The sequence below is a fragment of the Leisingera sp. XS_AS12 genome (assembly GCF_041224635.1).
Taxonomy (GTDB): Bacteria; Pseudomonadota; Alphaproteobacteria; order Rhodobacterales; family Rhodobacteraceae; genus Leisingera.
In genome coordinates this window covers 499,695-526,517 of sequence record NZ_JBGFGM010000128.1, presented here as the reverse complement: position 1 = coordinate 526,517, position 26,823 = coordinate 499,695, and the positions used below count along the sequence as shown (strand labels likewise).

General features: G+C 66.9%; 27 protein-coding genes. 14 read left to right on the top strand and 13 right to left on the bottom strand.

Annotation, left to right across the window (positions count from 1 at the left end):
• Positions 1-4: 4 nt before the first annotated feature.
• The 3 genes from AB9K35_RS24495 to AB9K35_RS24485 all read right to left on the bottom strand — a co-directional run bounded on the left by AB9K35_RS24495 (position 5) and on the right by AB9K35_RS24485 (position 2,763).
• A complete protein-coding gene (locus AB9K35_RS24495) occupies positions 5-361 on the bottom strand; it encodes a hypothetical protein (protein ID WP_369930190.1) in 357 nt (118 codons plus the stop codon).
• 124 nt (positions 362-485) lie between these two features.
• A complete protein-coding gene (locus tag AB9K35_RS24490; RefSeq protein WP_222454678.1) occupies positions 486-1,508 on the bottom strand; it encodes an aspartate-semialdehyde dehydrogenase in 1,023 nt (340 codons plus the stop codon).
• An 82-nt stretch (positions 1,509-1,590) separates the two neighbouring features.
• The gene (locus tag AB9K35_RS24485; protein ID WP_369930188.1) at positions 1,591-2,763 is read right to left on the bottom strand and encodes an MFS transporter; all 1,173 of its coding nucleotides are present in this window, start codon (positions 2,761-2,763) and stop codon (positions 1,591-1,593) included.
• Positions 2,764-2,881: 118 nt separating this feature from the next.
• Between AB9K35_RS24485 and AB9K35_RS24480 the strand changes: the two genes are divergently transcribed.
• Positions 2,882-4,069 carry a DUF3095 domain-containing protein gene (locus tag AB9K35_RS24480; protein ID WP_369930186.1) on the top strand — a complete coding sequence of 396 codons (1,188 nt, stop codon included), beginning with the start codon at positions 2,882-2,884 and terminating at the stop codon, positions 4,067-4,069.
• A gap of 13 nt (positions 4,070-4,082) precedes the next feature.
• Here AB9K35_RS24480 and AB9K35_RS24475 read toward each other — a convergent pair whose 3' ends face one another.
• Entirely contained in the window at positions 4,083-4,733 is a 651-nt protein-coding gene (locus AB9K35_RS24475; protein ID WP_222454675.1) for a carbonic anhydrase, read from the bottom strand.
• Positions 4,734-4,911: 178 nt separating this feature from the next.
• Here AB9K35_RS24475 and AB9K35_RS24470 point away from each other — a divergent pair, with 178 nt between their 5' ends.
• From AB9K35_RS24470 to AB9K35_RS24460, 3 genes are all read left to right on the top strand, one after another.
• On the top strand, positions 4,912-5,271 hold the full coding sequence (locus AB9K35_RS24470) for a hypothetical protein (RefSeq protein ID WP_222454674.1): 360 nt from the start codon (positions 4,912-4,914) through the stop codon (positions 5,269-5,271).
• Between the two features lie 109 nt (positions 5,272-5,380).
• Positions 5,381-6,763, top strand: a complete 1,383-nt coding sequence (locus AB9K35_RS24465; protein WP_369930183.1) for a M17 family metallopeptidase — start codon at positions 5,381-5,383, stop codon at positions 6,761-6,763.
• Between the two features lie 5 nt (positions 6,764-6,768).
• A complete protein-coding gene (locus AB9K35_RS24460; RefSeq protein ID WP_369930181.1) occupies positions 6,769-7,593 on the top strand; it encodes a C40 family peptidase in 825 nt (274 codons plus the stop codon).
• 114 nt (positions 7,594-7,707) lie between these two features.
• On the opposite strand, the gene AB9K35_RS24455 is transcribed toward AB9K35_RS24460, so the two are convergent.
• The 3 genes from AB9K35_RS24455 to AB9K35_RS24445 form a co-directional block, all read right to left on the bottom strand.
• Complete coding sequence (locus tag AB9K35_RS24455; RefSeq protein WP_222454671.1) at positions 7,708-8,052, bottom strand: DUF2794 domain-containing protein; 345 nt, start codon at positions 8,050-8,052, stop codon at positions 7,708-7,710.
• Positions 8,053-8,156: 104 nt separating this feature from the next.
• Entirely contained in the window at positions 8,157-8,858 is a 702-nt protein-coding gene (locus AB9K35_RS24450) for an ArsR/SmtB family transcription factor (RefSeq protein WP_369930179.1), read from the bottom strand.
• A gap of 70 nt (positions 8,859-8,928) precedes the next feature.
• Positions 8,929-10,626, bottom strand: a complete 1,698-nt coding sequence (locus tag AB9K35_RS24445) for a DNA polymerase Y family protein (protein ID WP_369930177.1) — start codon at positions 10,624-10,626, stop codon at positions 8,929-8,931.
• 123 nt (positions 10,627-10,749) lie between these two features.
• Here AB9K35_RS24445 and AB9K35_RS24440 point away from each other — a divergent pair, with 123 nt between their 5' ends.
• Positions 10,750-11,226, top strand: coding sequence for a cytochrome c (locus tag AB9K35_RS24440; RefSeq protein WP_369930174.1), 477 nt, complete (start codon positions 10,750-10,752; stop codon positions 11,224-11,226).
• Between the two features lie 37 nt (positions 11,227-11,263).
• Here the strand turns inward: AB9K35_RS24440 and AB9K35_RS24435 are convergent, their stop codons facing one another.
• Complete coding sequence (locus tag AB9K35_RS24435) at positions 11,264-11,881, bottom strand: TetR/AcrR family transcriptional regulator (protein ID WP_369930172.1); 618 nt, start codon at positions 11,879-11,881, stop codon at positions 11,264-11,266.
• A gap of 187 nt (positions 11,882-12,068) precedes the next feature.
• On the opposite strand from AB9K35_RS24435, the gene mbfA reads away from it, so the two are divergent.
• From mbfA to AB9K35_RS24410, 5 genes are all read left to right on the top strand, one after another.
• On the top strand, positions 12,069-13,043 hold the full coding sequence (gene mbfA / locus AB9K35_RS24430; RefSeq protein WP_222454666.1) for an iron exporter MbfA: 975 nt from the start codon (positions 12,069-12,071) through the stop codon (positions 13,041-13,043).
• Between the two features lie 354 nt (positions 13,044-13,397).
• Complete coding sequence (locus AB9K35_RS24425; RefSeq protein WP_369930170.1) at positions 13,398-14,342, top strand: AEC family transporter; 945 nt, start codon at positions 13,398-13,400, stop codon at positions 14,340-14,342.
• Between the two features lie 136 nt (positions 14,343-14,478).
• Complete coding sequence (gene fghA, locus AB9K35_RS24420; RefSeq protein WP_369930167.1) at positions 14,479-15,312, top strand: S-formylglutathione hydrolase; 834 nt, start codon at positions 14,479-14,481, stop codon at positions 15,310-15,312.
• Between the two features lie 28 nt (positions 15,313-15,340).
• A complete protein-coding gene (sthA, locus tag AB9K35_RS24415; protein WP_222454663.1) occupies positions 15,341-16,846 on the top strand; it encodes a Si-specific NAD(P)(+) transhydrogenase in 1,506 nt (501 codons plus the stop codon).
• Positions 16,843-17,301 (top strand): YaiI/YqxD family protein, encoded by a 459-nt coding sequence (locus tag AB9K35_RS24410; protein ID WP_369930165.1) that lies wholly within the window; start codon positions 16,843-16,845, stop codon positions 17,299-17,301. The genes sthA and AB9K35_RS24410 overlap by 4 nt, the downstream gene beginning before the upstream one ends.
• A gap of 56 nt (positions 17,302-17,357) precedes the next feature.
• On the opposite strand, the gene rpiB is transcribed toward AB9K35_RS24410, so the two are convergent.
• Positions 17,358-17,807, bottom strand: a complete 450-nt coding sequence (rpiB, locus tag AB9K35_RS24405; RefSeq protein WP_369930163.1) for a ribose 5-phosphate isomerase B — start codon at positions 17,805-17,807, stop codon at positions 17,358-17,360.
• A 287-nt stretch (positions 17,808-18,094) separates the two neighbouring features.
• Between rpiB and AB9K35_RS24400 the strand changes: the two genes are divergently transcribed.
• Positions 18,095-19,057, top strand: coding sequence for a DMT family transporter (locus tag AB9K35_RS24400; protein ID WP_369930161.1), 963 nt, complete (start codon positions 18,095-18,097; stop codon positions 19,055-19,057).
• Between the two features lie 10 nt (positions 19,058-19,067).
• A complete protein-coding gene (locus AB9K35_RS24395) occupies positions 19,068-19,715 on the top strand; it encodes an HAD family hydrolase (RefSeq protein WP_369930159.1) in 648 nt (215 codons plus the stop codon).
• Between the two features lie 75 nt (positions 19,716-19,790).
• On the opposite strand, the gene AB9K35_RS24390 is transcribed toward AB9K35_RS24395, so the two are convergent.
• On the bottom strand, positions 19,791-21,044 hold the full coding sequence (locus AB9K35_RS24390) for an MFS transporter (RefSeq protein ID WP_369930157.1): 1,254 nt from the start codon (positions 21,042-21,044) through the stop codon (positions 19,791-19,793).
• 178 nt (positions 21,045-21,222) lie between these two features.
• On the opposite strand from AB9K35_RS24390, the gene zapE reads away from it, so the two are divergent.
• On the top strand, positions 21,223-22,296 hold the full coding sequence (gene zapE, locus AB9K35_RS24385; protein WP_369930154.1) for a cell division protein ZapE: 1,074 nt from the start codon (positions 21,223-21,225) through the stop codon (positions 22,294-22,296).
• On the top strand, positions 22,293-23,198 hold the full coding sequence (locus AB9K35_RS24380) for a bestrophin family protein (protein ID WP_369930152.1): 906 nt from the start codon (positions 22,293-22,295) through the stop codon (positions 23,196-23,198). Before zapE ends, AB9K35_RS24380 begins: the two co-directional genes overlap by 4 nt.
• A gap of 190 nt (positions 23,199-23,388) precedes the next feature.
• Here AB9K35_RS24380 and AB9K35_RS24375 read toward each other — a convergent pair whose 3' ends face one another.
• The 3 genes from AB9K35_RS24375 to AB9K35_RS24365 form a co-directional block, all read right to left on the bottom strand.
• Positions 23,389-24,657, bottom strand: coding sequence for a folylpolyglutamate synthase/dihydrofolate synthase family protein (locus AB9K35_RS24375; RefSeq protein ID WP_369930150.1), 1,269 nt, complete (start codon positions 24,655-24,657; stop codon positions 23,389-23,391).
• Between the two features lie 115 nt (positions 24,658-24,772).
• Positions 24,773-25,729: an acetyl-CoA carboxylase, carboxyltransferase subunit beta gene (accD, locus tag AB9K35_RS24370; RefSeq protein WP_222454654.1), complete on the bottom strand. Its 957-nt coding sequence runs from the start codon at positions 25,727-25,729 to the stop codon at positions 24,773-24,775.
• A 63-nt stretch (positions 25,730-25,792) separates the two neighbouring features.
• Positions 25,793-26,701, bottom strand: a complete 909-nt coding sequence (locus AB9K35_RS24365; RefSeq protein ID WP_369930148.1) for a lysostaphin resistance A-like protein — start codon at positions 26,699-26,701, stop codon at positions 25,793-25,795.
• Between the last annotated feature and the right edge of the window lie 122 nt (positions 26,702-26,823).

The window sequence follows — 26,823 nt, the reverse complement described above, 5'->3', positions numbered from 1 at the left end:
ACGCTCAGGCCGCCTGGCGCTGTGGCTGCAGCGGACCAAAGCGCAGCTCCAGATCGTCCCGGTCAAATCCCAGTCCGGCGCTGGAAATCAGTGGCCTGCCGCTGAGCGCATCGCAAACCCACAGCACGCCCTGATGAAGCTTCAGGCAGGCGCCAATGCAGCGCAGCCCTTGGCACAGAGAGAACCAATCGCTCGCAGCCCGGAACCGGCCCGCCAGCTGCGTGCGCCGCGTCGTGGTCTTGGCGGCCTTGGCAGCTTGTGCCCGAGGCGTCGCCTGCCGCGTAATTCCCGCGGACCAGACGGCCTGCGGCGTGCGCGGTGCGGCGGTGGCGGTCGTGGCGAAGTCCTCAAGTGCGATCATGGCGGCGGTCCTTTGTCTTGACTGTGCAACCAAGGTACCCCGGACGCCACTGTCCAGACAGCCGGGCAAAAGAAAAGGGGGCCGCCTCTTTCGAAGCGCCCCCCTGTCCAAAAGGATATAAGCCTCAGCCTTTTTTGAGCACTTCACGGCCCAGCAGCTCGGCGATCTGCACAGCGTTCAGCGCCGCGCCCTTGCGCAGGTTGTCGCTGACGCACCACAGGTTCAGGCCGTTGTCGATGGTCGAATCCTGGCGGATACGGCTGATGAAGGTGGCGAAATCGCCGACGCATTCCACCGGCGTCACGTAGCCGCCGTCCTCGCGCTTGTCGATCACCATGATGCCCGGTGCCTCGCGCAGGATGTCGCGGGCCTCGTCCTCGTCGAGGAAGTCCTCGAACTCGATGTTGATCGATTCCGAGTGGCCGACGAACACCGGCACCCGCACGCAGGTCGCGGTGACCTTGATCGACGGATCGACGATCTTCTTGGTCTCGGCGACCATTTTCCACTCTTCCTTGGTGGAGCCATCGTCCAGGAAGACATCGATGTGCGGAATGACGTTGAAGGCGATCTGCTTGGGGTAGACCTTCGGCGGCACGTCCTGCGTCGGGTTGTAGACTGCCTTGGTCTGGTCCCACAGCTCGTCGATCGCTTCCTTGCCCGAGCCGGACACCGACTGGTAGGTCGACACGACGACGCGCTTGATCTTGGCGCGGTCATGCAGCGGCTTCAGCGCCACCACCATCTGCGCGGTCGAGCAGTTGGGGTTGGCGATGATGTTCTTCTTGGAATAGCCATGCACCGCTTCCGGGTTCACCTCCGGCACGATCAGCGGGATGTCCGGGTCGTAGCGGTACAGCGACGAGTTATCGATCACCACGCAGCCCGCCGCAGCGGCCTTGGGCGCGTAATCCTTGGTCGCGGCGGAGCCGACGGCGAACAGCGCCATGTCCCAGCCGGTGAAATCGAATGTGTCCAGATCCTGGGTAGTGAGTGTCTTATCGCCAAAGCTGACTTCAGTGCCGAGAGACCGGCGGCTGGCCAGCACAGCGATCTCATCCACAGGAAACTGGCGCTCGGCCAGGATGTTCAGCATTTCGCGGCCCACGTTGCCAGTGGCGCCAACGACGACGATGCGGTAACCCATTTATCTGTTTCTCCAGTTTTGCCCGGCCTCATGGCCGGCGCCGGTGTGATAAAGCTTCTGAAGCCAAGTTTAAAGGGGCGGATCAGTCCATGCTGTCGCGGCTGAGCAGATAAATCGCGCAACCAGCCCCCAAAAACACCAAAAAGAAGGCGAAAATGCCCGTATAGGGCAAGGATGGCTCCGCTCCGGCCAGGGTTTCATGAATGCGGCCGGTGGCGAACTGCATGATTCCCACTCCGCCGATGCCGAAGAGATTGAGCAGCGTGACGCCGCGCCCGGCCAGATGCGGCGGCACGAAGGCCCGCCCATGCGCCATGATCACGGGAAAGGTCGCCCCGAAGAATCCCACCGCCGCCATCATCGCCACCGGCATCCAGACCGGGCCACCGGTCACCAGGATCAATCCGCCAAGGCTGGCGCAGCCCAGCAGGTTGCCGATCAGGATCACCCATTTGCGGGTGCCCAGAACCCGGTCCAGCGGCCCATAGGCAAAGGTGCCCGCGATCATCGCCGCCCCCATCACCAGCGTTGCCAGCCCCACCTGCTGCGTGCTGAGCCCGTAGACATCCGTCAGATACGGCCCGCTCCACAGCCCCCGCAACGCCCCCGATGGCGCATAGGCCACCAGCATCAGCGGAAAGATCGCCCACATCACCGGCATTTTCAGCAGATCCAGGACCGACCCTTTCTGCGGATCTTCCGGCGGCTCCGGATCGCTGACCGTGAGGAAGATCCCGACCGCCACCGCGGTCGAGATTGCGGCAAGTCCCGCCAGGGTGCCGCGCCAGCCGAAGAGGTCGACCGCCAACGCCGTCGGATAGGAGGCCACCAGGTTGCCGACCGATCCCACGCCCAGCATCAACGCGGCCAGGGTGGCAAACCGCCGCGGCGGATACTGACGGGCAAAGATGTAGTAGGACGCCATCAGCACCGGCGAGCAGCCGATGCCAATCAGGAACATCGCAAGGCTTACATGCAGCGGAGAGGTGGCCAGCGCGAACAGCGCCGCCCCACCGCCGCCGCCCAGCAACAACAGCACCGAGGCGCTCCGCCGGGGACCGAGGTGGTCCAGCGCCCAGCCCACCGGCAACTGCATCACCGCGAAAGACAGGAACCACATGCCCGACGCAAAGGCCAGGTCATCGGGCGCGGCACCGATCTCCTGCTCCAGCACCCCGGACAGCACCGCCAGGAACGCGCGGAAGAACTGGCTCAGCACGTAAGCCAGGCACAACACAATCAATCCAGCCTGCATTCCCCGCCTCCCCTCGGATCACATCCTGCGGCGCACAGCTTGCATGTTTGGCGCTGCGGTACAAATTGTTTAGGCATATCCGACAGATCGTAGCGGGACGCGAAGGGGCGCGCACAAGATGACCAGCAGCAGTTTCTACGCCAGCCTGCCCCCGGTTCGTGAATTCTCCCGGCTGACCGCGCCAGACGCCTTTACGCCGCTGCCCCCCGACTGGCACCTGTGTTGCACCGATATCGTTGATTCCACCGGTCTCGTGGCCGCCGGTCGCTACAAGACCGTGAACATGATCGGAGCGGCGGTGATCGCGGCCATGCGCAATGCCCTGTCGGGGGAGTCCTTTCCGTATATTTTCGGCGGTGACGGTGCCGCCTTTGCCGTGCCGGACCGCCACCGGGCGCTTGCCGCCCGGGTGCTCGCCGGTCTGCGCCGCTGGGCGGCGGAGGAGTTCGACGTCGGCCTCCGCGCCGCGATCCTGTCGGTGCCGCAGATACGCAACGCCGGACCGGATGTGCGCGTCGCCCGCTATGCGGTCTCCGAACACGCGGATTTCGCCATGTTCAGCGGCGGCGGCCTGGCCTGGGCCGAGGCGCAGATGAAAGCCGGGCATTTTGCCATCTCGCCGGATCCGCAGGCGCCGGAGCCGGACCTCACCGGCCTCTCCTGTCGCTGGAGCAACACCCCCGCCCGCAATGGCATCATCCTGTCGCTGGTGGCCGAACCCGCCTCAAGCGCCGAAGGCCCCCGTTTTGCCCAGCTCGCATCGGAACTGCTGACGCTGGCCGCAGAACTGGGAGGCAACGGCCATCCGATTCCCGAATCCGGGCCGCGGCTGCGCTTTCCGCCCGCCGGTCTCGCGCTCGAGGCCCGCAACATGCCGCGGCACATCCCCCTGATTTTCAGGAAAGTTTACCTTTTCGGCCTGTCGGCGCTGGCGGCGATTCTGCTGCGCCAACGTCGGCCGGTGGGCGGTTTCGACCCGGTCCATTACCTGTCGATGCTGCGCAACAACTCGGATTTTCGCAAGTTCGACGACGGTCTGAAGCTGACGCTCGACTGTTCACCCGACGTGCGCGACCGCATCCGGGCCCGGCTGCAACGGGCGGCAGAGGACGGGGTGGTGCGTTTTGGCCTGCACGAACAGGACGCCGTCATGGTCACCTGCATCGTGCCCTCGGTGGTGCGCGATGACCACGTGCATTTCGTCGATGGGGCGGCGGGGGGCTATACGCAAGCAGCCGCCAACATGGCGGCTGCGTTTGATTCCCGGCAGACTGGGCCGGGCCATCCCCGGGGGGCGCCCGGCTGACGTCAGACCGACATCAGACTTCGGCAAAAGTACCGGTCTTCGGGTCGTAGCATTCCAGACCGCCTTCACCGATATCGGTCCACAGACCGTGCAGGCTCAGCTGGCCGGCCTTCACCGCGCTTTCGATGAACGGGAAGGTCATCAGATTTTCCAGTGAAGCCACAACGGCTTGGCGCTCGAACTGGCGGGCCTGCTCGACCGGATCCTCGATCGCGGCGACGCCCTCGAACTTCGGCTTCAGGATTTCCATCCAGCGGCCGACAAAGCTGGTTTTCTCTTCCAGCTGCGGCGCGTGGCCCTTGCACATGTCGATGCAGCCCTGCACGCCGCCGCACTGGGAATGGCCCAGCACGATCAGGTGCGACACCTTCAGCGCGGTCACCGCATATTCCACCGCGGCCGAGGTGCCGTGGTGATCGCCGTCCGGCGCATAGGGCGGGACCAGGTTGGCGATGTTGCGGTGGATGAAGAACTCGCCCTGGTCGGCCCCGAAGATCGAGGTCACATGCACCCGGCTGTCGCAGCAGGAAATCACCATCGCTCGCGGGCGCTGACCTTCGGTGGCCAGGCGGCGGTACCAGCCCTGGTTTTCCTCATAGGATGTGGCCTTCCAGCCGTGATAGCGGGTCACCAGATAACTGGGGAGAGGTTTGGCAAATTCCATTGTCGAATCCTCCGATCGTTTGCGCGTTGACGGATGTGTTACCCTGCATTGTCCGTAAATTCGAGTGATTTGCGCCAAGTTTGGAAACCTTTTGAAAACCTGTACGTCGCAAATTGGCTGCTGTGCCGTGGGGGCATGATTACATTGGGTGATAGTGGTGGCTAATATTCTAACAGTGATGCACTCTGAGACAGTGCGCCTTGATCCGGACAAACTTACAGCGCTTTACGATCAGCTGGGGGAGGCCGGAGCCGAAGATGTCGTATGTCGCGCGGTCGAGGAAATGGCCGTTCGCCTGACGCATTGTGAGCGTCTGTGGCGACAGGACGACATGGAAAGCCTGCGCAAGAGCGCGCGTTCCCTGATCGCGATTGCAGACCAGATCGGAATGACCGCGCTGGCCTCGATCGCCGGTGACGTGACGCGCGCGATCGACGCCAAGGACCATCCGGCCATTGCCGCGATTCTGTTCCGGCTGATGCGGGTTGGCGAACGGTCTCTGACCGCGGTCTGGGATCAGCAGGACGTGACTATCTAGGCGATTCGGCAGGGCAATCCCCGGTCTGACAAGCTTCAGGGCTTGCAGGTGGTGCCGCGGCCGCTACTCTGGCGTTTCAATTACGATCCGCAACCGGAGTATCCTGCCGATGCCGCCTGTCTTTTCCGCCCCTGAAACAGACGCTTGCCCGTTGCATGTGATCGCAAGCGACGATGTCGACAGCTGGCTTTCGGGCCAGCCGCAGCGCGTTCAGGCCTGGGCCGCCGCCCAGCGCTTCACCGGTGCCTGCGGTCAGGCCATCGCGCTGCCCGGTGCCGACGGAACGCCGGAACTGGCGCTGGCCGGTTACGGAAACGCCAGCCAGCGTGCCCGGCGCCGGTTCGTCCTGGCCGAAGCCGCCGCAAAGCTGCCCGCGGGCAGCTATCGCATCATGTCCGGCCTGTCGGCCGAGGACGCGGCCACCGAATGCCTGGGCTGGTTGCTGACCGGCTACAGCTTTGACCGCTACAAGGCCGCTTCGCCCAGCGCCGCGCAGCTGATCGCCCCCGAAGGCGTGGATGCCGCGGCGATCGAATCGCTCGCGGCGGCCGAATGCCTGACCCGCGATCTCATCAACACCCCGGCCAGCGACATGGGACCGGCCGAGTTGCAGGCCGCCGCCGAAGCCCTGGCCGCGACCTACTCCGCCGATGTCTCGACCATCGAGGGCGCGGATCTGCTGGCACAGAACCTGCCGCTGATCCACACCGTCGGCCGGGCCTCGGATCGTGCGCCGCGTCTCATTGACCTGCGTTGGGGCGACACCGGCCCCAGGCTGACGCTGGTGGGCAAGGGCGTCTGCTTCGACACCGGCGGGCTGAACCTCAAGCCGGGCAACAGCATGGCGCTGATGAAAAAGGACATGGGCGGCGCGGCCAATGTGCTGGGGCTGGCGCAGATGATCATGGCGGCCGGGCTGAATCTGCGGCTGCGCGTGCTGATCCCGGCGGTGGAAAACGCCGTCTCCGGTCCGGCCTTCCGCCCCGGCGACATCCTGACCTCGCGCAAGGGGCTGACGGTCGAGATCAACAACACCGACGCCGAGGGTCGGCTGGTGCTGGCCGACGCCCTCGCCCTAGCCACCGAAGAGGCGCCCGACCTGCTGGTCTCCATGGCCACGCTCACCGGCGCGGCACGGGTGGCGGTCGGCCCGGACCTGTCGCCGTTCTACACGGATCACGACAGCGATGCCGCGGCCCTGGCCGCCAGCGCCGCGCGCCAGGCGGACCCGGTCTGGCGGATGCCCTTCCACGCCCCCTACGAGCCGATGATCGAACCCGGCATCGCCGACCTCGACAACGCGCCTGCGGGCGGCTTTGCCGGCTCGATCACCGCGGCGCTGTTTTTGCGTCGTTTCGTCGATGAAACCCGGTACATGCATTTCGACATCTACGGCTGGACCCCCAGCGCCGCCCCCGGCCGCGCCAAGGGCGGCGCCCTGCAAGGCGCCCGCGCGCTGTTTGCCGCGCTGCCTGAGCTGCTGGAGGTGTAAATCCCATGCCGGACCGCCGCCGCACCCCCGTCAACGGCCGTGTTGCCGCCGCCAGTCTCGCCGAGGTGCCCGCGGGGCTGACCCGCGTCGAGGGCAGCCCCGCCCGTGTCAGCCAGCCAGTGGTCGACCTGCTGCGGGCGCCGGAGGGGCCTCGCGACCGGCAGCTCATCTACGGCGAACCGGTGACGGTCTTTGAAACCCGGGACGGCTGGGCCTTCGTTCAGGCGGCAAAGGACGGCTACGTGGGCTACCTGCCCCAATCGGCCCTGGGTGCCGCCTTCGAGGCCAGCCATTGGGTCAGCGCCGCCGCCACCCATGTCTATACGGCGGATGACTTCAAATCCCCCGAGACCAGTGCCCTCAGCCATGGCAGCCGGGTGCAGGTGCTGGGCGGCAGCGGACGGTTCGTGGAGACCAACCTCGGCTTCCTGCCGGCCCGCCATCTGTCACCGCTTGGCGCGCACATGAACGATCCAGTGGCGGTGGCCGAGCTGTTTCTCGGCACGCCCTACCTCTGGGGCGGCAACAGCCGCTTCGGTATCGATTGTTCGGGTCTGGTGCAGGCCGCCCTCTTGGCCTGCGGCATCCCCTGCCCCGGCGACAGCGACATGCAGGAGGCCGAGTTGGGCACCTCCGTCCCCGGCGGGGACCACCAGCGCGGCGACCTGCTGTTCTGGAAGGGGCATGTGGCCATGGTGCGGGACGCACAGACTCTGATCCACGCCAACGCGCATGACATGGCCGTGGCGGTTGAGCCCATTGCCGCCGCAATCACCCGGATCGAGGAACAGGGCGACGGCCCGGTCACCGCGCACAAACGGCTGGGCTGACACCTCGGGCGGTCCCATCCGCCTTTTCCCAACGAGGTCCGGAGAGGTCACAGGCGTCAGAGTGGCATCGGCTGCAGGAGAGCCTTGCCCCTCCGCTGCGGCGCGGCGGCGCGGCTAGTCGATGGGGCGGATCAGCTTACGCTCCAGCACCCGCAGCACGGTTTTCAGGTCGGCACCGCGTTTCAGGATGTGGCCGTCCATGCCGACCACGGCATATTGCCCCTGCCGGTTGCGCAGCTTGGGACGCTTCTCGATGCGGTACAGCGGGTGCTCCGCCGTGCGCCGGAACACCGAGAACACCGCCAGGTCCCGCAGCGAGGAAATCCCGTAGTCCCGCCATTCCCCCGCAGCCACCATGCGCCCGTACAACGACAGGATCACCGACAGTTCGCGCCGGTCAAAGGAAACTTGCTGCGGGACGGGAGATCCGGGGAAAGGCTGCACCTGATCAAAGCTCATACTTAAAAGGTTGCGCCGATTGGGCGGCAAATCAAGCCCCGTCACGGCGGATTTATCGGTTTCCCTTGCCGACCCGTCGCCATCGGGCAGGCCGCGCGCTGCCCTCAGCCCGCTGCGACCCCGGCCAGCAGGTCGTCACAGCGCACCCCCAGAATCTGCTCCAGTGCCCGCCGCCCCGGCGCCGTCAGCTGCAATCCGCGCCTTTGTGCCTGCCGTTTCAACCAACCGGCTGCGAGCGCATGATCCAGCATCTGCCGCCCCATCGGCCCGGCCACATGCAGCCGTCGTTCGGTCCAGTCCAGGCAGGGCCGGGCAAACGGCTGGCGGCCCGAGCCGGTCGGCAGCACCACCCCCAGTTTTGACCAGTCGCCCGCCGGAACGGCGCGAAAGGCGCCCTGGTCCTCGACCAGCAGGCCGCGCGCCAGCAAGGCGTCGGTCATCGCCACCGCCAGCGGACCGGCCAGGTGATCGTAACAGCTGCGCACCTCGGCCAGCCCACCCGCCTTGCGCCGCTGGGCGCGGTGCAGGCTCTCGGTCGGTGCAATCGCCGCCAGCTGTTCCAACGCCTGCGCCACCTCCGGCCCCGCCAGCCGGTGATAGACGCAGCGACCGCGCTTTTCCGCCAGCACCAGCCCGGCATGCTGCAGTAGCCGCAGATGCGCGCTGGCGGTCTGCGGCGTCACCCCGGCAGCCGCAGCCAGCTCCTTGTTGGTATAGGCACGCCCCTCCATCAGCTCGCACAGCATGCGGGTGCGGCTGGCGTCGGCGAGGGCCTGGCCCAGAATGTCGAAACGAGGTGTGGTCATTCCCCTACCCTAGGCGAGCTGCGTGGCGGCGCCCAACAAAAACCCTTCGCTGCGGAACGAAGCGTGCGCCTCAGGCAAAGCTGCCCTGGCAGAACCAGCCGGGTGACAGCGCCGCGCCATGGGCGAAGAACAGCCACAGCTTGGCGCCGCAGCAGCTCACCACCACCCAGTAATCGCGCACGCCGTTGCGCCAGTTCGGATCTTCCAGCCACCACTCCGGCGCGATCCGCTCCGGGCCTTCTGCCGCTGCCACCTGCCAGTTGCGACCGCGCCAGCGGAACTCCGACGGCAAGTCGGGGCGCGGAGCTGCGCTGACCAGCTCGGGGGGCCACAGCAGCAGCGGCCGCGGTCGCAGCGGCCGCGGCCACGGCTCCGCCGCCGGTTCGCTCCACGCCGCCGCCTGCACGCTAAAGCGCTTTTCGGGGATGTGGCTGTCTGCCGGATGCAGGCGGGTGATCGCCTCCAGCCCCAGTCGCGCGCCCAGGCGGCCAACCAGGTCCTCCAGCGCGACGCCGTCCGGCTGCCCCTGCTGGCGCGCCCGGGCCGCCGCCCCCGCCTGAAGATGGCCAACAGGCGCGCGGGTGTGGATGGCCTCGGCCCGGGTCACCTCCAGCCGCAGCATGTCGATGCCGAAACCGGCGTCGATCTGCTCCAGCTTCATCGCCAGCAGCGGGCGGATCCGGTCCGGTTCCCGGCTGGCCCGCGCCAGGCCGGTGCTGACCGCCTCCATCGCCTGATCGCAGCGATGCGCTTCCAGCCGCAGCACCCGCGCGCCCTTGCCGCGCGCCGCAAGCCGGGCGCAGAGCCGCGGCAGCATCCGGTCCAGCGCCGCCAGCAGGTCCTCCATCAGCCCGATCGGCTCCGGCAGGGTCAGCCGCACCGCAAAATGGTCGGGCTCCCGCGCGGGCGAGACCGGCTCCGGCGCACTGCCCATCGCCTGGTCCAGCCGCGCCACCAGCCCGCGGCCAAAGCGCCGCGCCAGGCTGGACCGCGGCTGCGCCAGAAGATCGCCGATCCGCCGCAGCCCCAACCGGTTCAGCTGCGCCACCGTGGCCGCCTCCAGCCGCAGCGCCGCCACCGGCAAGGGGGCCAGCGCCGCACGGGTCTGGCCCGGCGCGGCAATCCGCGCCTGCGGTCCTTTTGCGGTTTCGCCTGCGACCTGCACGTGCACCTGCGGCGCACGGCCGCCCCGGCTCCAGTGTCGCCGCTTCTGCGCCCGGGCGCGGGTGGCGCGCGCCTCCTGCTCGATGGCGTCACCGCTGCGCCCGCCGCCGGTTGCCGCCAGCGGCTCAGCGCCGCCGTAACGGGCCAGGGCCCAGGCCGCCCCCACCGTATCGGCAAGCCCCATGTGCAGGCTCAGCCCGATACCGGCGCAATCCTGCGCCACCGCCTGCGTCAGCGCCGTCTCGCCCCCGAACAGATGCGCGCAGCCGCTGATGTCCAGGGTCAACCCGTCCTCCCCCGCCTCTGCCACCCAGGGGGTAAACCGCCCGGCCCAGCGCCGCAGCGCCGCCAGGAAGGCCGCCTCCGCCGCCGGGTTGCGAGACCGCACCCGCAGCGACGCGCACATCGCATGCGCGTCGCGCAACGATTGCCCCGGATGCAGCCCCGCGGCCTCCGCCGCCGCATTTAACGCGGTGATAACCTGACTGTTGGACACTTCTGCGGCCACGACCAGCGGCCCGGCAATATCGCCGCGCTCCGCCCGCAGGATGCGCTCCGCCCCAAGACGCGGAAACCAAAGCGACAGGATACGGCGGTGAGACATGAATCAAAGCGCAGAACTGGGTGGCCGAGGCCAGGTTTGCAGAACGGATGTGGAGGTATGGCAGGCTATGTTCTTATTTTGTTCCAATTTGACGATTCGGTCAATCCGCGCCGAGGCCCACCGATGAGCCGCCTGCCACACCGCGGCACACTTCTGCTCGCGCTCCTGCTGCTGCTCGCCACCGTCAGCACCACGCCGGTCACCGCCCGCAATGCCATCAGCACGCCTGTCAGCCAGCGCATCGCTTTGATGAGCGCCCAGAAAGCGGCGATGGAAGTGCTGACCGGCATGACCACCGGACGCACCGGTTTCGATCGCAGGAAAGCGCGCAACGCCCGCCGCCAGCTGATCCGCTCCACCGCGGCCATTCCCCGCCGCTTTCGCAAGCAGCATCTGGACCCGGCCTCACACGCGCGCCCGACGATCTGGCCCAGCTGGCAGGATTTCAAGATCCGCGCCTCGCGGGCCGAAAAGGCCGCCCGCGCCCTCAACACCCGGTCCCTGACCGGCCTGCGCCGCACGCTGCCGACGCTGATGCAAAGCTGTCTCAGCTGTCACCAGACCTACCGGGAAACGCCCAACCGCTTCATCACCCACTGATCCCTGCCCGGGCACTGGTGCGGAACCAGACAGGCGGTCAGCTGCCGTAGCGCGCCATGAAGGTCTCGATCGCGCCGTCGATCACCCGCGCCAGCTCGGCTTCGGTAAAGCTTTCGTCGATCTTGAACAGAAAGCGCAGGAAGACATCCGCCTTGCACATCTCCAGAAACTGCGCCGCGGCCAGATCGACATCGGTGATCCGCAGCTCCCCGCGTGAGACGGCGAGTTCGAGATAATCGCGCAGGTTCTCCTGCATCACCAGCGGGCCGTTGCGATAGAACATCGCCCCCAGCTCCGGGAACCGGTCAGCCTCTGCCACGAAGATCCGAAACAGGCGCAGGCTGTAGCCGCCCAGCAGCACCGCATGCAGCCGCTCGCCCGCAATCCGCAGCACCTCGCGCGGGCCACGACAGCCGGCCGCCAGCGACACCATGCTGTCCGCCTGCTCCACACAGGCGGCGCGCACAACCTCCATGAACAGCTCCCGCTTGTCCGGAAAATAGCTGTAGAGCGTTGCCTTGGACACGCCAGCCACCTTGGCGATCTTGTCGACGCCGGCCCCTTCGAAGCCATCAGAGAGAAACACCTCGCGGGCGCCCTCCAGGACCTGGTCGAATTTCCGGCCCCGGCGCAGAATGCCGGTCTGATGATTCATCACGTGTCCTTTGGCTGTGGTCGGTGGGCTAAGGCGGCGGTCAGTACGGCTACGGTCAGCATCCAGATCTGCCCCTAATGTAATCCAGCCGTGGCGATTGCAACAGGTCTGCGACAACCGCTTGCGGTCGGGACGATCTGACGCCATATTTAGAACAATTCTAAATTGGATGCGAATGAGGCAACAGATGCAGCTCTTCACCCAGCGCAGACGCCTGGCCAGCCTGTCAGAGCAGGAAGTCCTCGCCCTGGCGATCTCCGCCGAGGAGGAGGACGCGCGGATCTACCGCAGCTACGCCGCCCGGCTGCGCGCGGATTACCCGGCCAGCGCCGCCTTGTTCGACGGCATGGCGGCCGAGGAGGACGACCACCGCGCCCGGTTGATTGCCCTGCATGAGGCCCGCTTCGGGACCGAGATCCCGCTGATCCGGCGCGAGCATGTGGCGGGGTTTCACACCCGCCGCCCGGTATGGCTACTGGATGGTCTCAGCCTGCCCCGCATTCGCGCCGAGGCGCAGGCGATGGAGGCCACCGCCGAACGGTTCTACGCCGCCGCCGCCCGCCGCTGCCAGGACGCAGCCACCCGCCGCCTGCTGGGCGACCTCGCCGCCGCCGAAGCCGACCACCAGGCCAGCGCAGGCCGTCTCGAGGATCGCCACCTGGACGCGGAAAGCCGGGCGCAGGAGGACCAGGACGCCCACCGCCAGTTCCTGCTGACCTGGGTGCAACCGGGGCTGGCAGGGCTGATGGATGGCTCGGTCTCGACCCTGGCGCCGATCTTCGCCACCGCCTTTGCCACCCAGGACACCTGGACCACCTTCCTGGTCGGCACGGCCGCCTCGGTCGGCGCCGGGATTTCCATGGGCTTCACCGAAGCCGCCTCGGATGACGGCCAGCTGTCGGGCCGCGGCTCACCGCTGAAACGCGGGCTGGCATCGGGGGTGATGACCACGCTGGGCGGCCTGGGTCACGCCCTGCCCTATCTGATCCCCGAGTTCTGGACCGCCACCACGCTGGCGCTGCTGATCGTCTTCGTGGAGCTCTGGGCAATAGCCTGGATCCAGAACCGATTCATGCAGACGCCGTTCTGGCGGGCCACCATGCAGGTGGTGCTGGGCGGTGCGTTGGTGCTCGGCGCTGGCGCATTGATTGGCAGCGGCTAGCCCCGGCCCGTCCTGCCGCGCGGGCGCATTGCGGCAAGGACGACAAACGGGACCAGACAAGCGCTCCCGCCCGCGCGGCGGCAGTCACCGACTGCCCCTCCCGGTTGGGCCCGGCAGCGCTGGCGCGCTGCGGTCGGCGTCCTTGCGCGGCCCGCACCGTGCCCCGCACGGTGCCACGCCCAACTGAGACGGGCCTGCGCCAGCAGGTTCAGGACCAGGCGGGAGCCCCCCTTGCGGCAGTCGGCGACGGCCCGCCCCTGCGCCGTTCCCGAGAACCGTCCGCATATGCTCGTCCCAAGCTCCGGGTGAAAAACGCCCTTTGCCAATTGGTCAAATCCAGTTACCAATCCGCAAATGGCTGAGATCTTTTTTCGCACCCTGCCCTTCTTCGCTATCATCGGCCTCGGCTATTATGCCGGGCGCAGCCGTTTCTTCACCGAGGAAGCCACCGCCTACCTGACGAAATTCGTCTTCTTCTTTCCCCTGTCGGCGATGATCTTTCGCTTCGCCGCCAATCTCTCCTTTGCCGAGATCTTCAACCCGACCCTGATCCTCAGCTACCTGGCAGGCACTCTGGCGGTCTATGTGCTGGTCACCGTGGTGGCGCTGGTGCGCGGACTGGACATGCCCACCGCCGCGGTCGAGGCGCAATGCGCCGCCATCGGCAATGTCGGCTTTCTCGGATTGCCGATGATGGCGATCCTGTTCGGCCCGGCCTCGGTGGCACCGATGATGGTGGTGCTGAGCGTCGACCTGGTGGTGTTCTCCTCGCTGATCGTCATCTTCATCAATGCCGGTCGGGGTCAGGGGCTGCGACTGGCGACCTTGAAACTGGTCGGGCTGGGGCTGCTGAAGAACCCGATGATCCTGTCGATCGTGGCGGGTCTCGCCTGGTCCGCTTCCGCCTGGACGATCCCGGTGCCGGTCAACGATTTCCTGACCATCCTCGGCGGTGCCGCCACACCGGGCGCGCTGTTTGCCATCGGTGCCTCGCTGGCCTCGAAATCGGCCGAGCGGGTGCAGATCGCGGGCTGGCTCAGCTTTGCCAAGCTGGTCCTGCACCCGACCTGCGTGGCGGTATGCGTGCTGTGGCTGATCCCGGCCAGCCCCTATGCGGCGATGGTCGCCATCGCCGCTGCCTCGCTGCCGGTGGCAGGCAATGTCTACATGCTGGCGCAGCACTATGGCGTCGCCCCGCAGCGCGCCTCGGCGGCGATCCTGATCTCTACCGTGCTGTCGATCGTCACCGTGCCCGCCGTCATTGCCTGGGTCTCCGGACTCGCCACCTCCGGCGGCTGAAGCTGGCGCACCGCGACAGATTTGCGATTTCGCATCCCTTTCTGACGCAAAAACCGGTACAGCCGCCGCCCCGCTGCTGGACCCCGGCCCGCGCAAGCGGTAGCGATAGGGCAAAGCGATCCAAGGGAGCCTGACCATGGAAACCATCTCCGAAAATGCCGCCTTTGGCGGTATCCAGGGCGTGCACAAACACGCCAGCACCGCCACCGGCTGCGACATGACCTTTGGCCTGTTCCTGCCCGAGGAAGCCAAGGACGGCCCGGTCCCGCTGCTGTGGTATCTCTCGGGACTGACCTGTACCCATGAAAACGCCATGACCAAGGCGGGCGCACAAGCCTGGTGCGCCGAACAGGGCATCGCCATCGTCTTCCCCGACACCTCGCCCCGCGGCGAAGGCGTGGCCGACGATGAAGCCTACGACCTGGGCCAGGGCGCGGGCTTTTACGTCAACGCCACCCAAGACCCCTGGGCCCCGCATTTCCGCATGTGGGACTATGTCGCCGAGGAACTGCCCGCGCTTCTGGGCGAAAACTTTGCCATCGACCTGGACCGCCAGGCGATCACCGGCCATTCGATGGGCGGCCACGGCGCACTGACGCTGGCGATGAACCTGCCGGGCCGCTACAAATCGGTCTCTGCCTTTGCACCGATCTGCAACCCCACCGCGTCGGACTGGGGCCGCAAGCAGCTGAGCGCCTATCTGGGCGATGACGAGGCCGCCTGGGCCAGGCATGACGCCAGCCTCCTGATGCGCGAGGCAGGCTTTGATGGCCCGGTGCTGGTCGACACCGGCACCGCCGACCAGTTCATCGATCTTCTGAAGCCCGAGGCGCTGGCCGCCGCCGTGGCCGAGCGCCGCCAGCAGGCCACCCTGCGCCTGCAGCCGGGCTACGACCACAGCTACTTCTTCGTATCGACCTTCATGGAGGACCACATCGCCTTCCATGCCGATGCGTTGTATCAGAACTGAAGCACCCTAGGGAAAAGGACCGCGGCCCATGAGCGACGAATTCGACTATGACCTGATCATCATCGGTTCCGGCCCCTCGGGCCGCACCGCCGCCATTCAGGCCGCCAAGCTGAAACGCCGGGTGCTGGTGATCGACCGCAAGGATCGTCTCGGCGGGGTGTCGGTGCATACAGGCACCGTGCCCTCCAAGACCCTGCGCGAAACCGTGCTGAACCTGACCGGCTGGCGCGAACGCTCGTTCTACGGCCGCGCCTACCGGGTCAAGGACCAGATCCGCGCCGAGGATCTGAAGGCGCGGCTGCACATGACCCTCGATCACGAGGTCGACGTGCTGGAACACCAGTTCAACCGCAACCACGTCGACATGCTGGCCGGCATGGCGCATTTCGTCGGTCCGAACGAGGTCGAGGTGGAGATCGAGGCGGGCGACACCACGCGGGTCACCGGCGAGAAATTCATCATCGCCACCGGCACCCGCACCTACCGCCCCGATTACGTGCCGTTCAACGGCAAGACCGTGGTGGACGGGGACGAGTTCCTGGAGATGGAGGAGATCCCGCGCTCGCTGATCGTGGTGGGTGCCGGGGTGATCGGGGTGGAATATGCCACCATGTTCTCGGCGCTCGACGTGCGCGTCACCCTGATCGAGCCGCGCGACACCTTCCTTGATTTCATCGACCGCACCCTGATCCAGGAATTCACCCATCAAATCCGCGAGAACGGCGTCGACCTGCGGCTCGGCTCCGCGATCGAGAAGATCGAGGACGAGGGCGAGCACATCGAGGTGACGCTGGCCAACGGTCGCCACGTGCGCGGCGAGATGCTGCTCTTCGCGGCCGGGCGCATGGGCAACACCGAGCGGCTGAACCTCAAGGCGGTGGGGCTGGAAACCGACCACCGCGGCCGGCTCGAGGTGACCCGCAAGACCTACCAGACCAAGGTTCCGCACATCTATGCGACCGGCGACGTGATCGGCCATCCCTCGCTGGCCTCGACCTCGCTGCAGCAGGGCCGCGTCGCCGCTTGCCACGCGATGAATGTCCCGACGGTCCCCGAAAGCCCCTGGTTCCCCTATGGCATCTATTCGGTGCCGGAAATGTCCACCTGCGGCATGTCCGAGGAAGAGCTGCAGGAGCGCGGCGTGCCCTACGAGGTCGGCATCGCCCGCTTCCGCGAAACCTCGCGCGGACACATCATGGGGCTGGAGCATGGCATGCTGAAGATGCTGTTCTCGCTGAAGACCCGCCGCGTTCTGGGCGTGCAGATCGTCGGCGAAGGCGCGACCGAGCTGATCCACATCGCCCAGGCGGTGCTGAACCTGCAAGGCACGGTGGACTACTTCGTGCAGAACACCTTCAACTACCCGACCCTGGCCGAGGCCTACAAGATCGCCGGTCTGGATGCCTTCAACCGGATGCCGATCCCCGATGAATTCCGGGTCAAGAAGCCGGCCAGCCGCAAGGCCAAGCCCGCCGACAAGGCGGAGAAAACGGACAAGGCGGACCAGAAGGCAGAGAAGAAGGCGGCGGAGTGAGCGCGCTCTACATCGACGCTGACGCCTGCCCGGTCAAGGCCGAGGCCGAACGGGTCGCCACCCGCCACAAACTGCGGATGTTCGTGGTCTCCAACGGCGGCCTGCGGCCCTCGGCCAATCCGCTGGTGGAGAACGTGATCGTGGATCAGGGGGCCGATGTGGCCGACATGTGGATCGCAGAGCGCTGCGGGCCGGGCGATGTGGTGGTGACCGGGGATATTCCGCTCGCCGCCAAATGCATCGAGGCCGGCGCGCGCGTGCTGCGCCACAACGGCGAACGGTTCACCGAGGCCAATATCGGCCAGCAGCTGGCGATGCGCGACCTGATGGCAGACCTGCGCGCCGCCAACCCCTTGGGCATGCAGGGCGGCGGCAAGGGCTTCACCAAGGCCGACCGCTCGCGGTTCCTCGACGCGCTGGAGCGCGAGCTGCGCGCCGCCAAGGCCCAGGGCTAGCCAAGGCTAGCAGGGCCGGGCGCTGACGCGCGCCCGACCCGACACACAGGCTGTGCTCAGCCTTCGATCTCGGAGATCATCTCCACCCGCGTGCCGTGACGGCCGCCTTCGAATTCGGTGGACAGGAAGGCTTCGACGATCTCCAGCGCCAGGCCTTCGCCCACCACCCGCGCGCCGATCGACAGCATGTTGGCGTTGTTGTGCGCGCGGATCATCTTGGCCGAGAACGTGTCCGAGCAGACGCCGCAGCGGATGCCCTTCACCTTGTTGGCGGCCATCATGATGCCCTGGCCGGTGCCGCACAGCACGATGCCCAGCGGGAATTCACCCGAAGCCACACGCCGCGCCGCGGCCTCGCCGTGCTTGGGGTAATGGGTGCTTTCCGGGGTGGCGGGGCCGATGTCCTCGACCTCCCAGCCCAGCGAAGCGACATGGGCGGAAACGGCCTGACGCAGCTCGATGGCGGCGTGGTCGCTGGAAAGAACGATGCGTTTGCTGTCAGTCATGACGTTTTGGGTCCTATGTCTTGGGTACCCGGCCGGACGGCCTGCGGGCCGCTTATGGCGTTGGTCCGGGTCTCCAGTTTTCAGATCAAAGGCGCGGGCCTCGCTGCCCTCTACCGCATCCGCTGCCGATGCCCAATGGCTTTGTGCGGCCGCTGCCCGGACATTTGCCCGCAGTGTCCCCCGTGGCCGCCCGGCACGGGCGGAAAATCTGAAATTTTCCGCCCCGCCCCATTGCCCCGTTTTGCCAGTTGCGCCACTGATGGCGGCACAACCGGAACGGAGCCCGCATGAGCGCAGAGATCAGGATCAGCGTCCCCGGACTGTTGGCCGCGGCAGGGGCCGGCATCGCCTTTTCCGTCATCGACATGATCTTCAAGTTCCTGTCCGGCGACTACCCGCTTTACGAGATGGTGCTGTTCCGCTCGGTGGTGGCGATCTGCGTGATGCTGGCGATCATCATGCCGCTGGAAGGCGGCTACCACCTGTTGCGGACCCACCGCCCGCGCCTGCACCTGCTGCGCTGTTGCATGGTGTTGCTGGCCAATATCTTCTTCTTCACCGGCCTCGCCATCATGCCGCTGGCCGAGGCGGTGGCGATTTCCTTTGCCACGCCGCTGATCGTCACCACCCTGTCGGCGCTGCTGCTGGGCGAACGCCCCGGCCCGTGGCGCTGGGGCGCGGTCTTTGCGGGCTTCCTCGGGGTGCTGATCATCATGCGCCCCGGCACCAGCGCCTTTCAGGCGGCGGCCGTGCTGCCCCTGCTGGGGGCCTGCGGCTATGCCGCGCTGCATGTGCTGACCCGCCGCGCAGGCAATGCCGAGGCCGGTGCCACCATGGCGTTCTACCCGATGCTGGGCTTTCTGATCGTCAGCGCCCTCGCCGGGCTGCTGTTCGGCGACGGACGCTATGCCACCGGCAGCAGCCCGGCGCTCGACTTCATCCTGCGGGCCTGGATCTGGCCTGCCCCCGAGGACTGGCCCTATCTGATCGGCGTCGGCCTCGCAGGCTCCGTCGGCGGCTACCTGGTGACCCAGGCCTACCGTCTGAACGAGGCCACCCTGGCCGCCCCCTTCGAATATATCGCCATGCCGATGTCCGTGCTCTGGGGCGTGCTGATCTTCAACGAATGGCCCGACGCCCCGGTCTGGATCGGCAGCAGCCTGATCGTCGCCTCCGGGCTGGTCTCCCTCTGGCGCGAGACCCGCCGCAACCGCCCCGCAACCCGTCCCCGCCCACGTGCAGAAGGATAAGGACTCCATCATGACCCCGGACACCGCAGCCACCGCCGCCCCGATCGACGCCGTCGTCTTTGACATCGGCCGCGTGCTGATCGAATGGGAGCCCGAAGCCTTCTACGACAGCCGCATCGGCGAAGACCGCCGCCAGCAGCTCTTTGCCGACGTCCCGCTGCACGATGTCAACCTCGAGATCGACCGGGGCGCGCCCTTCCGGCAATCGATCGAGGATCTGGCCGCGGAACACCCCGTCTGGAGCGAGGAGATCCGCTGGTGGCACGATTGCTGGCTGGACATGGTCCCGCGCGAAATCGCCCATACGGTGCGGCTGAAACAGGCGCTGCGCGCACGCGGCATCCCGGTCTTTGCACTCAGCAATTTCGGGGCCGACACCTTTGACATCGCCTGCGAACGCTATCCGTTCCTGCAGGAGTTCGACCACGCCTTCGTCTCGGCGCATCTGAAATGCATCAAGCCCGATGCCGAGATCTATGCCATTCTGGAACGCGAAACCGGGGTTGCGCCGCAGCGCTTGCTGTTCACCGACGACCGCCCGGAAAACATCGCCGCCGCCGAAAGCCGCGGCTGGCAGACCCACCTGTTCACCACCCCCGCCCCCTTTGCGCAGCGGCTGGTGCAGCACGGGCTGCTGACAGCCGAACAAGCCGCCTGAGCCGCGGCGTCCGTCCGGTTGGGAATATGTCGGGGGCGGCTAGCAGCCGCCCCGGTTTCGCTGCTTCAGTCGGCCTCAGCCCGCCGCAACAGCCGCGTCGGCGCGCGGCAGCGGGCGTTCCTTCACCGGCAGATGCACGATGGCGCTGAACGCCCCGACGCCGACGCCGATCCACCACACCAGCGTGTAATCGCCATAGGCGTCATACATCCGCCCACCCAGCCAGACGCCCAGGAAGCTGCCCAGCTGGTGGCTGAAGAACACGATGCCATAAAGCGTACCCATGTAGCGCAGGCCGTAGATATGGGCGACCAGACCCGAGGTCAGCGGCACCGTCGCCAGCCACAAAGAGCCCATCGCCACCGAGAAGATGATGACGCTGAGCGGCGTGATCGGGAACAGGATGAAGGCTGCCGCCGCCAGCGTCCGCCCGGTATAGATCGCCGCCAGCAGGTATTTCTTGGAGTAGCGCTTGCCCAGGTAGCCCGCCAGCAGGGTGCCCCCCACATTGGCCGCCCCGATCAGCGAGATCGCAACCGCCCCCAGCGCCGAAGTCGAGGTGATGCCCATCGAATGCAGCATGCCGCCCGGCTGGATCGGCCCGCACATCTCGGTCACGAAGGCGGGGAAATGCGCGGTGACAAAGGCCAGCTGGTAGCCGCAGCTGAAAAAGCCGAGGAAGATCAGCGTGTAGGACGGATCCCTGAAGGCTTTCATCAGGATCGTGCCCATGCTCTCTTCCAGCTCGGCGCGGCTGGCGGGCTCGGGCGCGCGCATCAGCGGCAGCGTCAGGATCAGCGCCAGCACCACCCCGGCAAAGACCACGAAGATCGTCTGCCACGGCAGGAAGGTCAGCATCCACTCCGCCGTCGGCGCGCCGAAGATCTGCCCGGCAGAGCCCGCGGCGGTGACAATCGCCAGCGACATCGAGCGGTTCTCGTCAGAGCTGGCCCGGCCCACCACCGCCAGCACCACGCCAAAGCCGGTGCCGGCGATGCCAAAGCCCACCAGCCATTCATAGGCCTGCATCTCGAACGGTGTGGTCGAGACCGCGCTCAGCACCAGCCCGGCGGCATAGACCAGCGCCCCCAGCACGATCGCCTTGCGGTCGCCGATCTTCTCGGCCAGCGCGCCGAAAATCGGCTGGCCGATGCCCCAGGCAAGGTTCTGAATCGCAATCGCCAGCGAGAACTCGGCCCGCAGCCAGCCGAATTCCTCGGCGATCGGGATCTGGAAGACACCGAAGGAGGCGCGCACCGCAAAGCTCACCATGATGATGATGCAGCCGACGATCAGAACGGGGGTAAACAGCGGCGCCGGACGGTCCATGGGTCTCTCCTGAAGTTTGCGCAGACCTTAGGCAAAACCCCGCCGCCGTCAAATCAGGATTATTGCGCGGCCGGTTAAGGAGAATTGATGCGATGGACGCCACTCAGCCAGCGATTGCAAGCGCTTGCCTGCACGCACCCGCTTCCCATCCCCCGCGCCCCGCGCTATGGCTTGCCCCATGACCCATCTGACCACGCTCTACCGGCAGAAAATCGACGCAGGCGAGCTGCAGCCCGATCCGGCGCAGCAGGCCGTTCTGCCCCATTTCGACCGTATCGCCGAGGGGCTGATGGCCCCGCCGGTGAAACGCGGGCTGTTCCGCAAGGCGCAGTACCAGCCGGTCAAGGGGCTGTACCTCTGGGGCGGCGTCGGGCGCGGCAAGTCGATGCTGATGGACCTTTTCGTCGACAGCCTCGACGGGGTGCCCTCGCGGCGGGTGCATTTCCACGCCTTCATGCAGGAGATCCACGCCAAGATGCACGAAGCCCGCCAGCGCGGTGTCGAGGATGCGCTGGCGCCGGTGGCCGCCGAAGTGGCCGACTCGGTGCGGCTCCTGGCGTTCGACGAGATGCAGATCACCGACATCACCGACGCGATGATCGTGGGCCGCCTGTTCGAAGCGCTGTTTGCTGCCGGGGTCACCGTGGTCACCACCTCCAACCGGGTGCCGGATGATCTGTACAAGGACGGGCTGAACCGGCAGCTGTTCCTGCCCTTCATCGACCTGATCAAGGCGCAGATGGACGTGCATGAAATGGTCAGCCCGACCGACTACCGGCAGAACCGGCTGACTGGGGCGCAGGTCTATTTCACCCCTGCCGGGGCCGAGGCCCGCGCCCGCATCGATGCAATCTGGACCGACCTCACCGGCGGCCCGGCGCAGCCGCTGACGCTGGAGGTGAAGGGCCGCGAGGTGGTCCTGCCCGCCTTCCGCAACGGTGTTGCGCGCGCCAGCTTCTATGACCTCTGCGGCAAGATGCTGGGGCCGGGCGACTACCTTGCCATCGCCGAAGCGGTCAAGGTGCTGGTGCTCGAGGACATTCCCCGGCTCAGCCGCAACAACTTCAACGAGGCCAAGCGCTTCGTCACCCTGATCGACGCGCTTTATGAGGCCGAGGTGCGGCTGATCTGCTCCGCCGCGGCGGAGCCGGAGATGCTCTATGTCGAGGGCGAGGGCACGTTTGAATTCGAACGCACCGCCTCGCGCCTGCGCGAGATGCAGGACAAGGATTGGGGAGCCGCGGCGCGATGATCGTCCGCGACACGCCCAGCCGCTGGCAGCTGTTCCTGATCCTGAAGGGATCGGTGGTACCGCAGATTCTGCCCAACATCATCGGCGCCGCCCTCTGGGCCCTTCTGGTGCTGGTCCTGGACCGCTATGTCATGGCAATGCCGACCATCTCGATCGGCGCCATGGGGGTCTTCGGCCTGTCGCTCTCGCTGTTCCTGGGCTTTCGCAACAACGCCGCCTACGACCGCTGGTGGGAGGCGCGCAAGATCTGGGGCCGCATGGTCTCCGACGTGCGCAGCCTGGCGCAGGAATTGCGGATCTTCGCGGGCAAGGGCGAGGACGAAGAATTCATCCTGACCCGGATCCTCGCCTTTCACCACCTGCACCGTGCCCAGCTGCGCGGGGACGAGGTGGCGCAGATCGTTCGCCACTGGGTCGGCGCGGATGCGGCGGAGCAGCTGATGCGGCAGGAAAACGGCCCCAACGCCGCCCTGCGCGATATCGCCACCCGGCTGCGCGAAATGGCAGAGGACGGGCGCATAGACGGCTTCGGCCAACGCGCCCTGGCCGAGCGCCTGGCCGCCTTCCCGGCAGCCCAGGCCGGCAATGAACGGCTGCTGACCACGCCGCTGCCGTTCGTCTACTCGCTGCTGGTCTGGCGCACGACCTATCTCTATTGCCTGCTGCTTCCCTTTGCCCTGCTGGACAGCGCAGGCTGGTTCGAACCCTTGGTGGCCGCGGTGGTGGCCTACGTCTTTTTCGGCCTGGCGCAGGTCACCCATGAGCTGGAACACCCGTTTCGCAAACAGGCCAACGCAGTGCCGCTGAGTGCGCTGTGCCGGGTGATGGAAATCTCGGTCTGCAACGCCCTCGGGCGCGAGGTGCCGCCGCGGCTGACACCGGTGGACCACGTCCTGGACTAGCGGCCGGGCAGACAAGAGGGGCCAAAAGGGGGCGCTGCCCCCTCGGCCTTGCGGCCTCACCCCCGGAGTATTTCAGGGAAAGACGAAAGGCGGCAGGCCACGCCGCGCCAGCGGCGCCCGGCCCAACGGGTTGAGATCGGCAGATCGAAACCGGGCGGGAGCGCGCCGCCGCCCGCCGCGGACCGGAGCCTCAGCCGTTTTCGCGCAGAATATGGCCTGCGAGGTATAGCGAGCCGCAGATCAGCACCCGCGCCTGCGGGTCCTGCGCGACAATCGCCTGCAGCGCTGCAAGGGTACTGTCCGCCGTGCTGGCCTCGATCCCCACCGACTGCGCCGCGCCTTCAGTTTCCTCGGCGCTCAGCGTGTTCACTTCGTCGGGGATCGAAATTGCCGTCAGGCTTGCCACATGCGGGGCCAGCGGCGTCATGTAGCCGCTGACGTCCTTGGTGTTGAGCATGCCGCAGATCAGGTGGGTGGGGCGCGGCGGCAGCCCCGCCAGTACCTCTGCCAGCGCCACGCCCGCCGCGGCGTTGTGGCCACCGTCCAGCCACAGCTCGGCCTCCGGCGCCGCCTCGATCAGCGGTCCGGTCTTCAGCTTCTGCATCCGGGCGGGCCATTCGGCGTTGACCATCGCCGCCTCGCAGGCGGCCTCGTCGGCGCCGAGGTGGCGCAGCGCCGCCAAGGCGGCACCAGCGTTCTGCACCTGATGCGCGCCCAGCAGGGCCGGCAACGGCAGGTCCAACAGGCCACGTTCATCCTGGAACACCAGCCGACCGCGCTCCTGCGTGACGTGCCACTGCTGGCCGTGGGCGATCAGCGGCGCGCCGAGGCGGGCGGCGGTGGCCTCGATCACCTCCATCGCCTCCTCGGGCTGCGGACCGACCACCACCGGCACCCCGCGCTTGATGATGCCCGCCTTCTCGGCGGCGATCTTGGCCAGCGTGTTGCCGAGGAACTGTTCATGGTCGATCGAGATCGGGGTGATCACCGACAGTTCCGGGGTGATCACGTTGGTGGCATCCAGCCGCCCGCCCAGGCCGACTTCCAGCAGCGTGTAATCCGCGGGCGTGCGCGAGAACGCCAGCAGCCCCGCCACCGTGGTGATCTCGAAATAGGTGATGTTCTCGCCGCCGTTCTTCTCATAGCACTCGTCCAGCACCTCGGTCAGATGCTGCTCGGAGATCAGCTCACCCGCCAGCCGGATGCGCTCATGGAAGCGCGCCAGGTGCGGCGAGGTATAGGCGTGCACCGATTTGCCCCAGCCCTCCAGGCCTGCACGGATCATCGCCTGGGTCGAACCCTTGCCGTTGGTGCCCGCGATATGGATCACCGGCGGCAGCTTGTCCTGCGGGTTGCCCAGCGCCGCCAGCAGCCGCCAGACCCTATCCAGCGTCAGGTCGATGATCTTGGGGTGCAGTGCCATCATGCGGGCAAGGATCGCGTCGGAGGTCTGGGTCATGGCAAGCTCTGGTTACAGGCGGTTGTCGGGGTCTTGATGCAAAAACGTCCCGCCCGGTTGGGGGCGGGACGGGCGCTGCCCGGCAGCGGTGCCGGACATCCTCTTCTACGGGCGGTTACTGCGCCGCTTCTTCGCTGGCAGCGGCATCCGCCGATGTGTTCGCGGCCTCGGCGCTGTCCGCCTCGGCGTCCTGCGGCGAGGGCAGATCGCCCACCACCTGCGGCGGCAGTTTCATCAGCATGCGGATGATGGTGATCAGCTCCTCGCGCATCTCGGTGCGCGGGATCACCCGGTCGAGCATGCCGTGATCCAGCAGGTACTCGGCGCGCTGGAACCCCTCGGGCAGCTTTTCGCGGATCGTCTGTTCGATCACCCGCGGCCCGGCAAAGCAGATCAGCGCGTTGGGCTCGGAGATCTGCACGTCGCCCAGCATCGCGTAGGACGCGGTGACGCCGCCGGTGGTCGGATGGGTCAGCACCACGATATAGGGCAGCCCCGCCTCTTTCAGCATCTGCACGGCAACGGTGGTGCGCGGCATCTGCATCAGCGACAGGATGCCTTCCTGCATGCGCGCACCGCCTGCGGCGGAGAACAGCACCAGCGGGCGGCCCAGCTTCACGGCTTCCTCGGCGGCGGCGATGATAGCGTTGCCGACGTACATCCCCATCGAGCCGCCCATGTAGGAGAAGTCCTGCGCGGCCGCGACGATCGGCGTGCGGCCGATCTCGCCGGCGGCGACCAGCATCGCATCCTTTTCGCCGGTCTTCTTCTGCGCGGCCTTGATCCGGTCGGGGTATTTCTTCTGATCCTTGAACTTCAGCGGATCGGAGAGCGGTTCCGGCACCGCCACCTCAGTGAAGACACCGCCATCAAACAGCGCGGTGAAACGGTCGCGCGGGGTGATATGCATGTGATGACCGCAGCTGGTGCAGACGTTCTGATTGTCGCTCAGCTCGCGGTGAAACAGCATGGTGCCGCATTCATCGCATTTCTGCCAAAGGTTCTCGGGCACTTCACGGCGCGAAAAGATCGAGTTGATCTTGGGCCGGACGTAGTTTGTGATCCAGTTCATGTAGCTTGCCTCTCCGGGGGCGCGGTTTGCCCCCCAGATAAGGCCCATTGACGGCAATTGCAATCAGCGGCGTATGGCAAGCCGCGCCGCCAGCCAGCTGACCACCATCGTGGCGAAGTCAACCGCCATCCAGGGCCGCAGCCCCTGCACATCCGCCAGCTCGTAGGGTAGCAGGTACAGCGCCAGCCCGTTCAGGCTGCTGGGCGAGGCAAACAGCAACAGCGCCGCCACGTTGTTGAAGAAATGCACCGCCATCGCCGGCCCCAAGGTGCCCGCCCGCGCCGTCAGATCCGCCATCAGCACGCCAAAGACCCCGGCCCAGAGCGCGATCAGCAGCGCATTGTCGCCTGCCTCGGCGGGCAGGTAATGGCCCAGCGCGAACAAGCCCGAGGGCAGCAGGATCCACACCGCCGGATGCCGAAACCGCGCCGCCAGCGCCTGCTGGATGTAGCCGCGAAAGACGATCTCCTCCGACCCGGTCTGCACCAGCACGGCCAGCAGCGACAGCGGCAACAGCGCCAGCCAATGCCCGAACCGCAGGTTCGGCTCCATCGGCGCGCCCATGTCGTAGGGCGGCAGCAGCAGCAACAGCAGGCTCAGCCCCAGCAGGTAGAGGCTGACACGGCTGAACTGCCACACCAGCGGCGGCAGCGCGCCGATCACGCTGATGAGGCCCCGCCGGTGCAACAGCCGCGCCGCCAGCGCAACCCCGAGCACCAGAAAGCCAAAGCTGCCGAGCATGACCAGCATCGCGCCGGGGCTGCTGCCCTGCGACAGCTCCGCCAGCCAGGCTCCGGGCGCCACCGCCACCAGCAGCATCTGCAGGCCGACGGTTGCCGTCAGGCTGACCAGCGTCACCAGCGCCATCCCCAGCAGCAGGCGCCACAGTTGCGGCTGCAGTCGCGCCGGGCGCACCAGCGCCTCATGGGCGCGGTAGCTGCCCCCGGGGGGCGGACGGCGGTGCTGCTGCATGTGTCCTCCGTGGCGGATGCCAAAGCTGCCCGCACAGCATTTGCATTGCTGCAACGCCAAGGCAAGCGGCAAGCACCGCGATTTGCTTGGCGCTTGCCGATGGGCGGGTCAACGCCTATGCC

Coding starts and splice junctions, on each gene's coding strand:
- AB9K35_RS24495 (WP_369930190.1), bottom strand. CDS start 361: ATGATCGCACTTGAGGACTTCGCCACGACCGCCACCGCCGCACCGCGC.
- AB9K35_RS24490 (WP_222454678.1), bottom strand. CDS start 1,508: ATGGGTTACCGCATCGTCGTCGTTGGCGCCACTGGCAACGTGGGCCGC.
- AB9K35_RS24485 (WP_369930188.1), bottom strand. CDS start 2,763: ATGCAGGCTGGATTGATTGTGTTGTGCCTGGCTTACGTGCTGAGCCAG.
- AB9K35_RS24480 (WP_369930186.1), top strand. CDS start 2,882: ATGACCAGCAGCAGTTTCTACGCCAGCCTGCCCCCGGTTCGTGAATTC.
- AB9K35_RS24475 (WP_222454675.1), bottom strand. CDS start 4,733: ATGGAATTTGCCAAACCTCTCCCCAGTTATCTGGTGACCCGCTATCAC.
- AB9K35_RS24470 (WP_222454674.1), top strand. CDS start 4,912: ATGCACTCTGAGACAGTGCGCCTTGATCCGGACAAACTTACAGCGCTT.
- AB9K35_RS24465 (WP_369930183.1), top strand. CDS start 5,381: ATGCCGCCTGTCTTTTCCGCCCCTGAAACAGACGCTTGCCCGTTGCAT.
- AB9K35_RS24460 (WP_369930181.1), top strand. CDS start 6,769: ATGCCGGACCGCCGCCGCACCCCCGTCAACGGCCGTGTTGCCGCCGCC.
- AB9K35_RS24455 (WP_222454671.1), bottom strand. CDS start 8,052: ATGAGCTTTGATCAGGTGCAGCCTTTCCCCGGATCTCCCGTCCCGCAG.
- AB9K35_RS24450 (WP_369930179.1), bottom strand. CDS start 8,858: ATGACCACACCTCGTTTCGACATTCTGGGCCAGGCCCTCGCCGACGCC.
- AB9K35_RS24445 (WP_369930177.1), bottom strand. CDS start 10,626: ATGTCTCACCGCCGTATCCTGTCGCTTTGGTTTCCGCGTCTTGGGGCG.
- AB9K35_RS24440 (WP_369930174.1), top strand. CDS start 10,750: ATGAGCCGCCTGCCACACCGCGGCACACTTCTGCTCGCGCTCCTGCTG.
- AB9K35_RS24435 (WP_369930172.1), bottom strand. CDS start 11,881: ATGAATCATCAGACCGGCATTCTGCGCCGGGGCCGGAAATTCGACCAG.
- mbfA (WP_222454666.1), top strand. CDS start 12,069: ATGCAGCTCTTCACCCAGCGCAGACGCCTGGCCAGCCTGTCAGAGCAG.
- AB9K35_RS24425 (WP_369930170.1), top strand. CDS start 13,398: ATGGCTGAGATCTTTTTTCGCACCCTGCCCTTCTTCGCTATCATCGGC.
- fghA (WP_369930167.1), top strand. CDS start 14,479: ATGGAAACCATCTCCGAAAATGCCGCCTTTGGCGGTATCCAGGGCGTG.
- sthA (WP_222454663.1), top strand. CDS start 15,341: ATGAGCGACGAATTCGACTATGACCTGATCATCATCGGTTCCGGCCCC.
- rpiB (WP_369930163.1), bottom strand. CDS start 17,807: ATGACTGACAGCAAACGCATCGTTCTTTCCAGCGACCACGCCGCCATC.
- AB9K35_RS24400 (WP_369930161.1), top strand. CDS start 18,095: ATGAGCGCAGAGATCAGGATCAGCGTCCCCGGACTGTTGGCCGCGGCA.
- AB9K35_RS24395 (WP_369930159.1), top strand. CDS start 19,068: ATGACCCCGGACACCGCAGCCACCGCCGCCCCGATCGACGCCGTCGTC.
- AB9K35_RS24390 (WP_369930157.1), bottom strand. CDS start 21,044: ATGGACCGTCCGGCGCCGCTGTTTACCCCCGTTCTGATCGTCGGCTGC.
- zapE (WP_369930154.1), top strand. CDS start 21,223: ATGACCCATCTGACCACGCTCTACCGGCAGAAAATCGACGCAGGCGAG.
- AB9K35_RS24380 (WP_369930152.1), top strand. CDS start 22,293: ATGATCGTCCGCGACACGCCCAGCCGCTGGCAGCTGTTCCTGATCCTG.
- AB9K35_RS24375 (WP_369930150.1), bottom strand. CDS start 24,657: ATGACCCAGACCTCCGACGCGATCCTTGCCCGCATGATGGCACTGCAC.
- accD (WP_222454654.1), bottom strand. CDS start 25,729: ATGAACTGGATCACAAACTACGTCCGGCCCAAGATCAACTCGATCTTT.
- AB9K35_RS24365 (WP_369930148.1), bottom strand. CDS start 26,701: ATGCAGCAGCACCGCCGTCCGCCCCCCGGGGGCAGCTACCGCGCCCAT.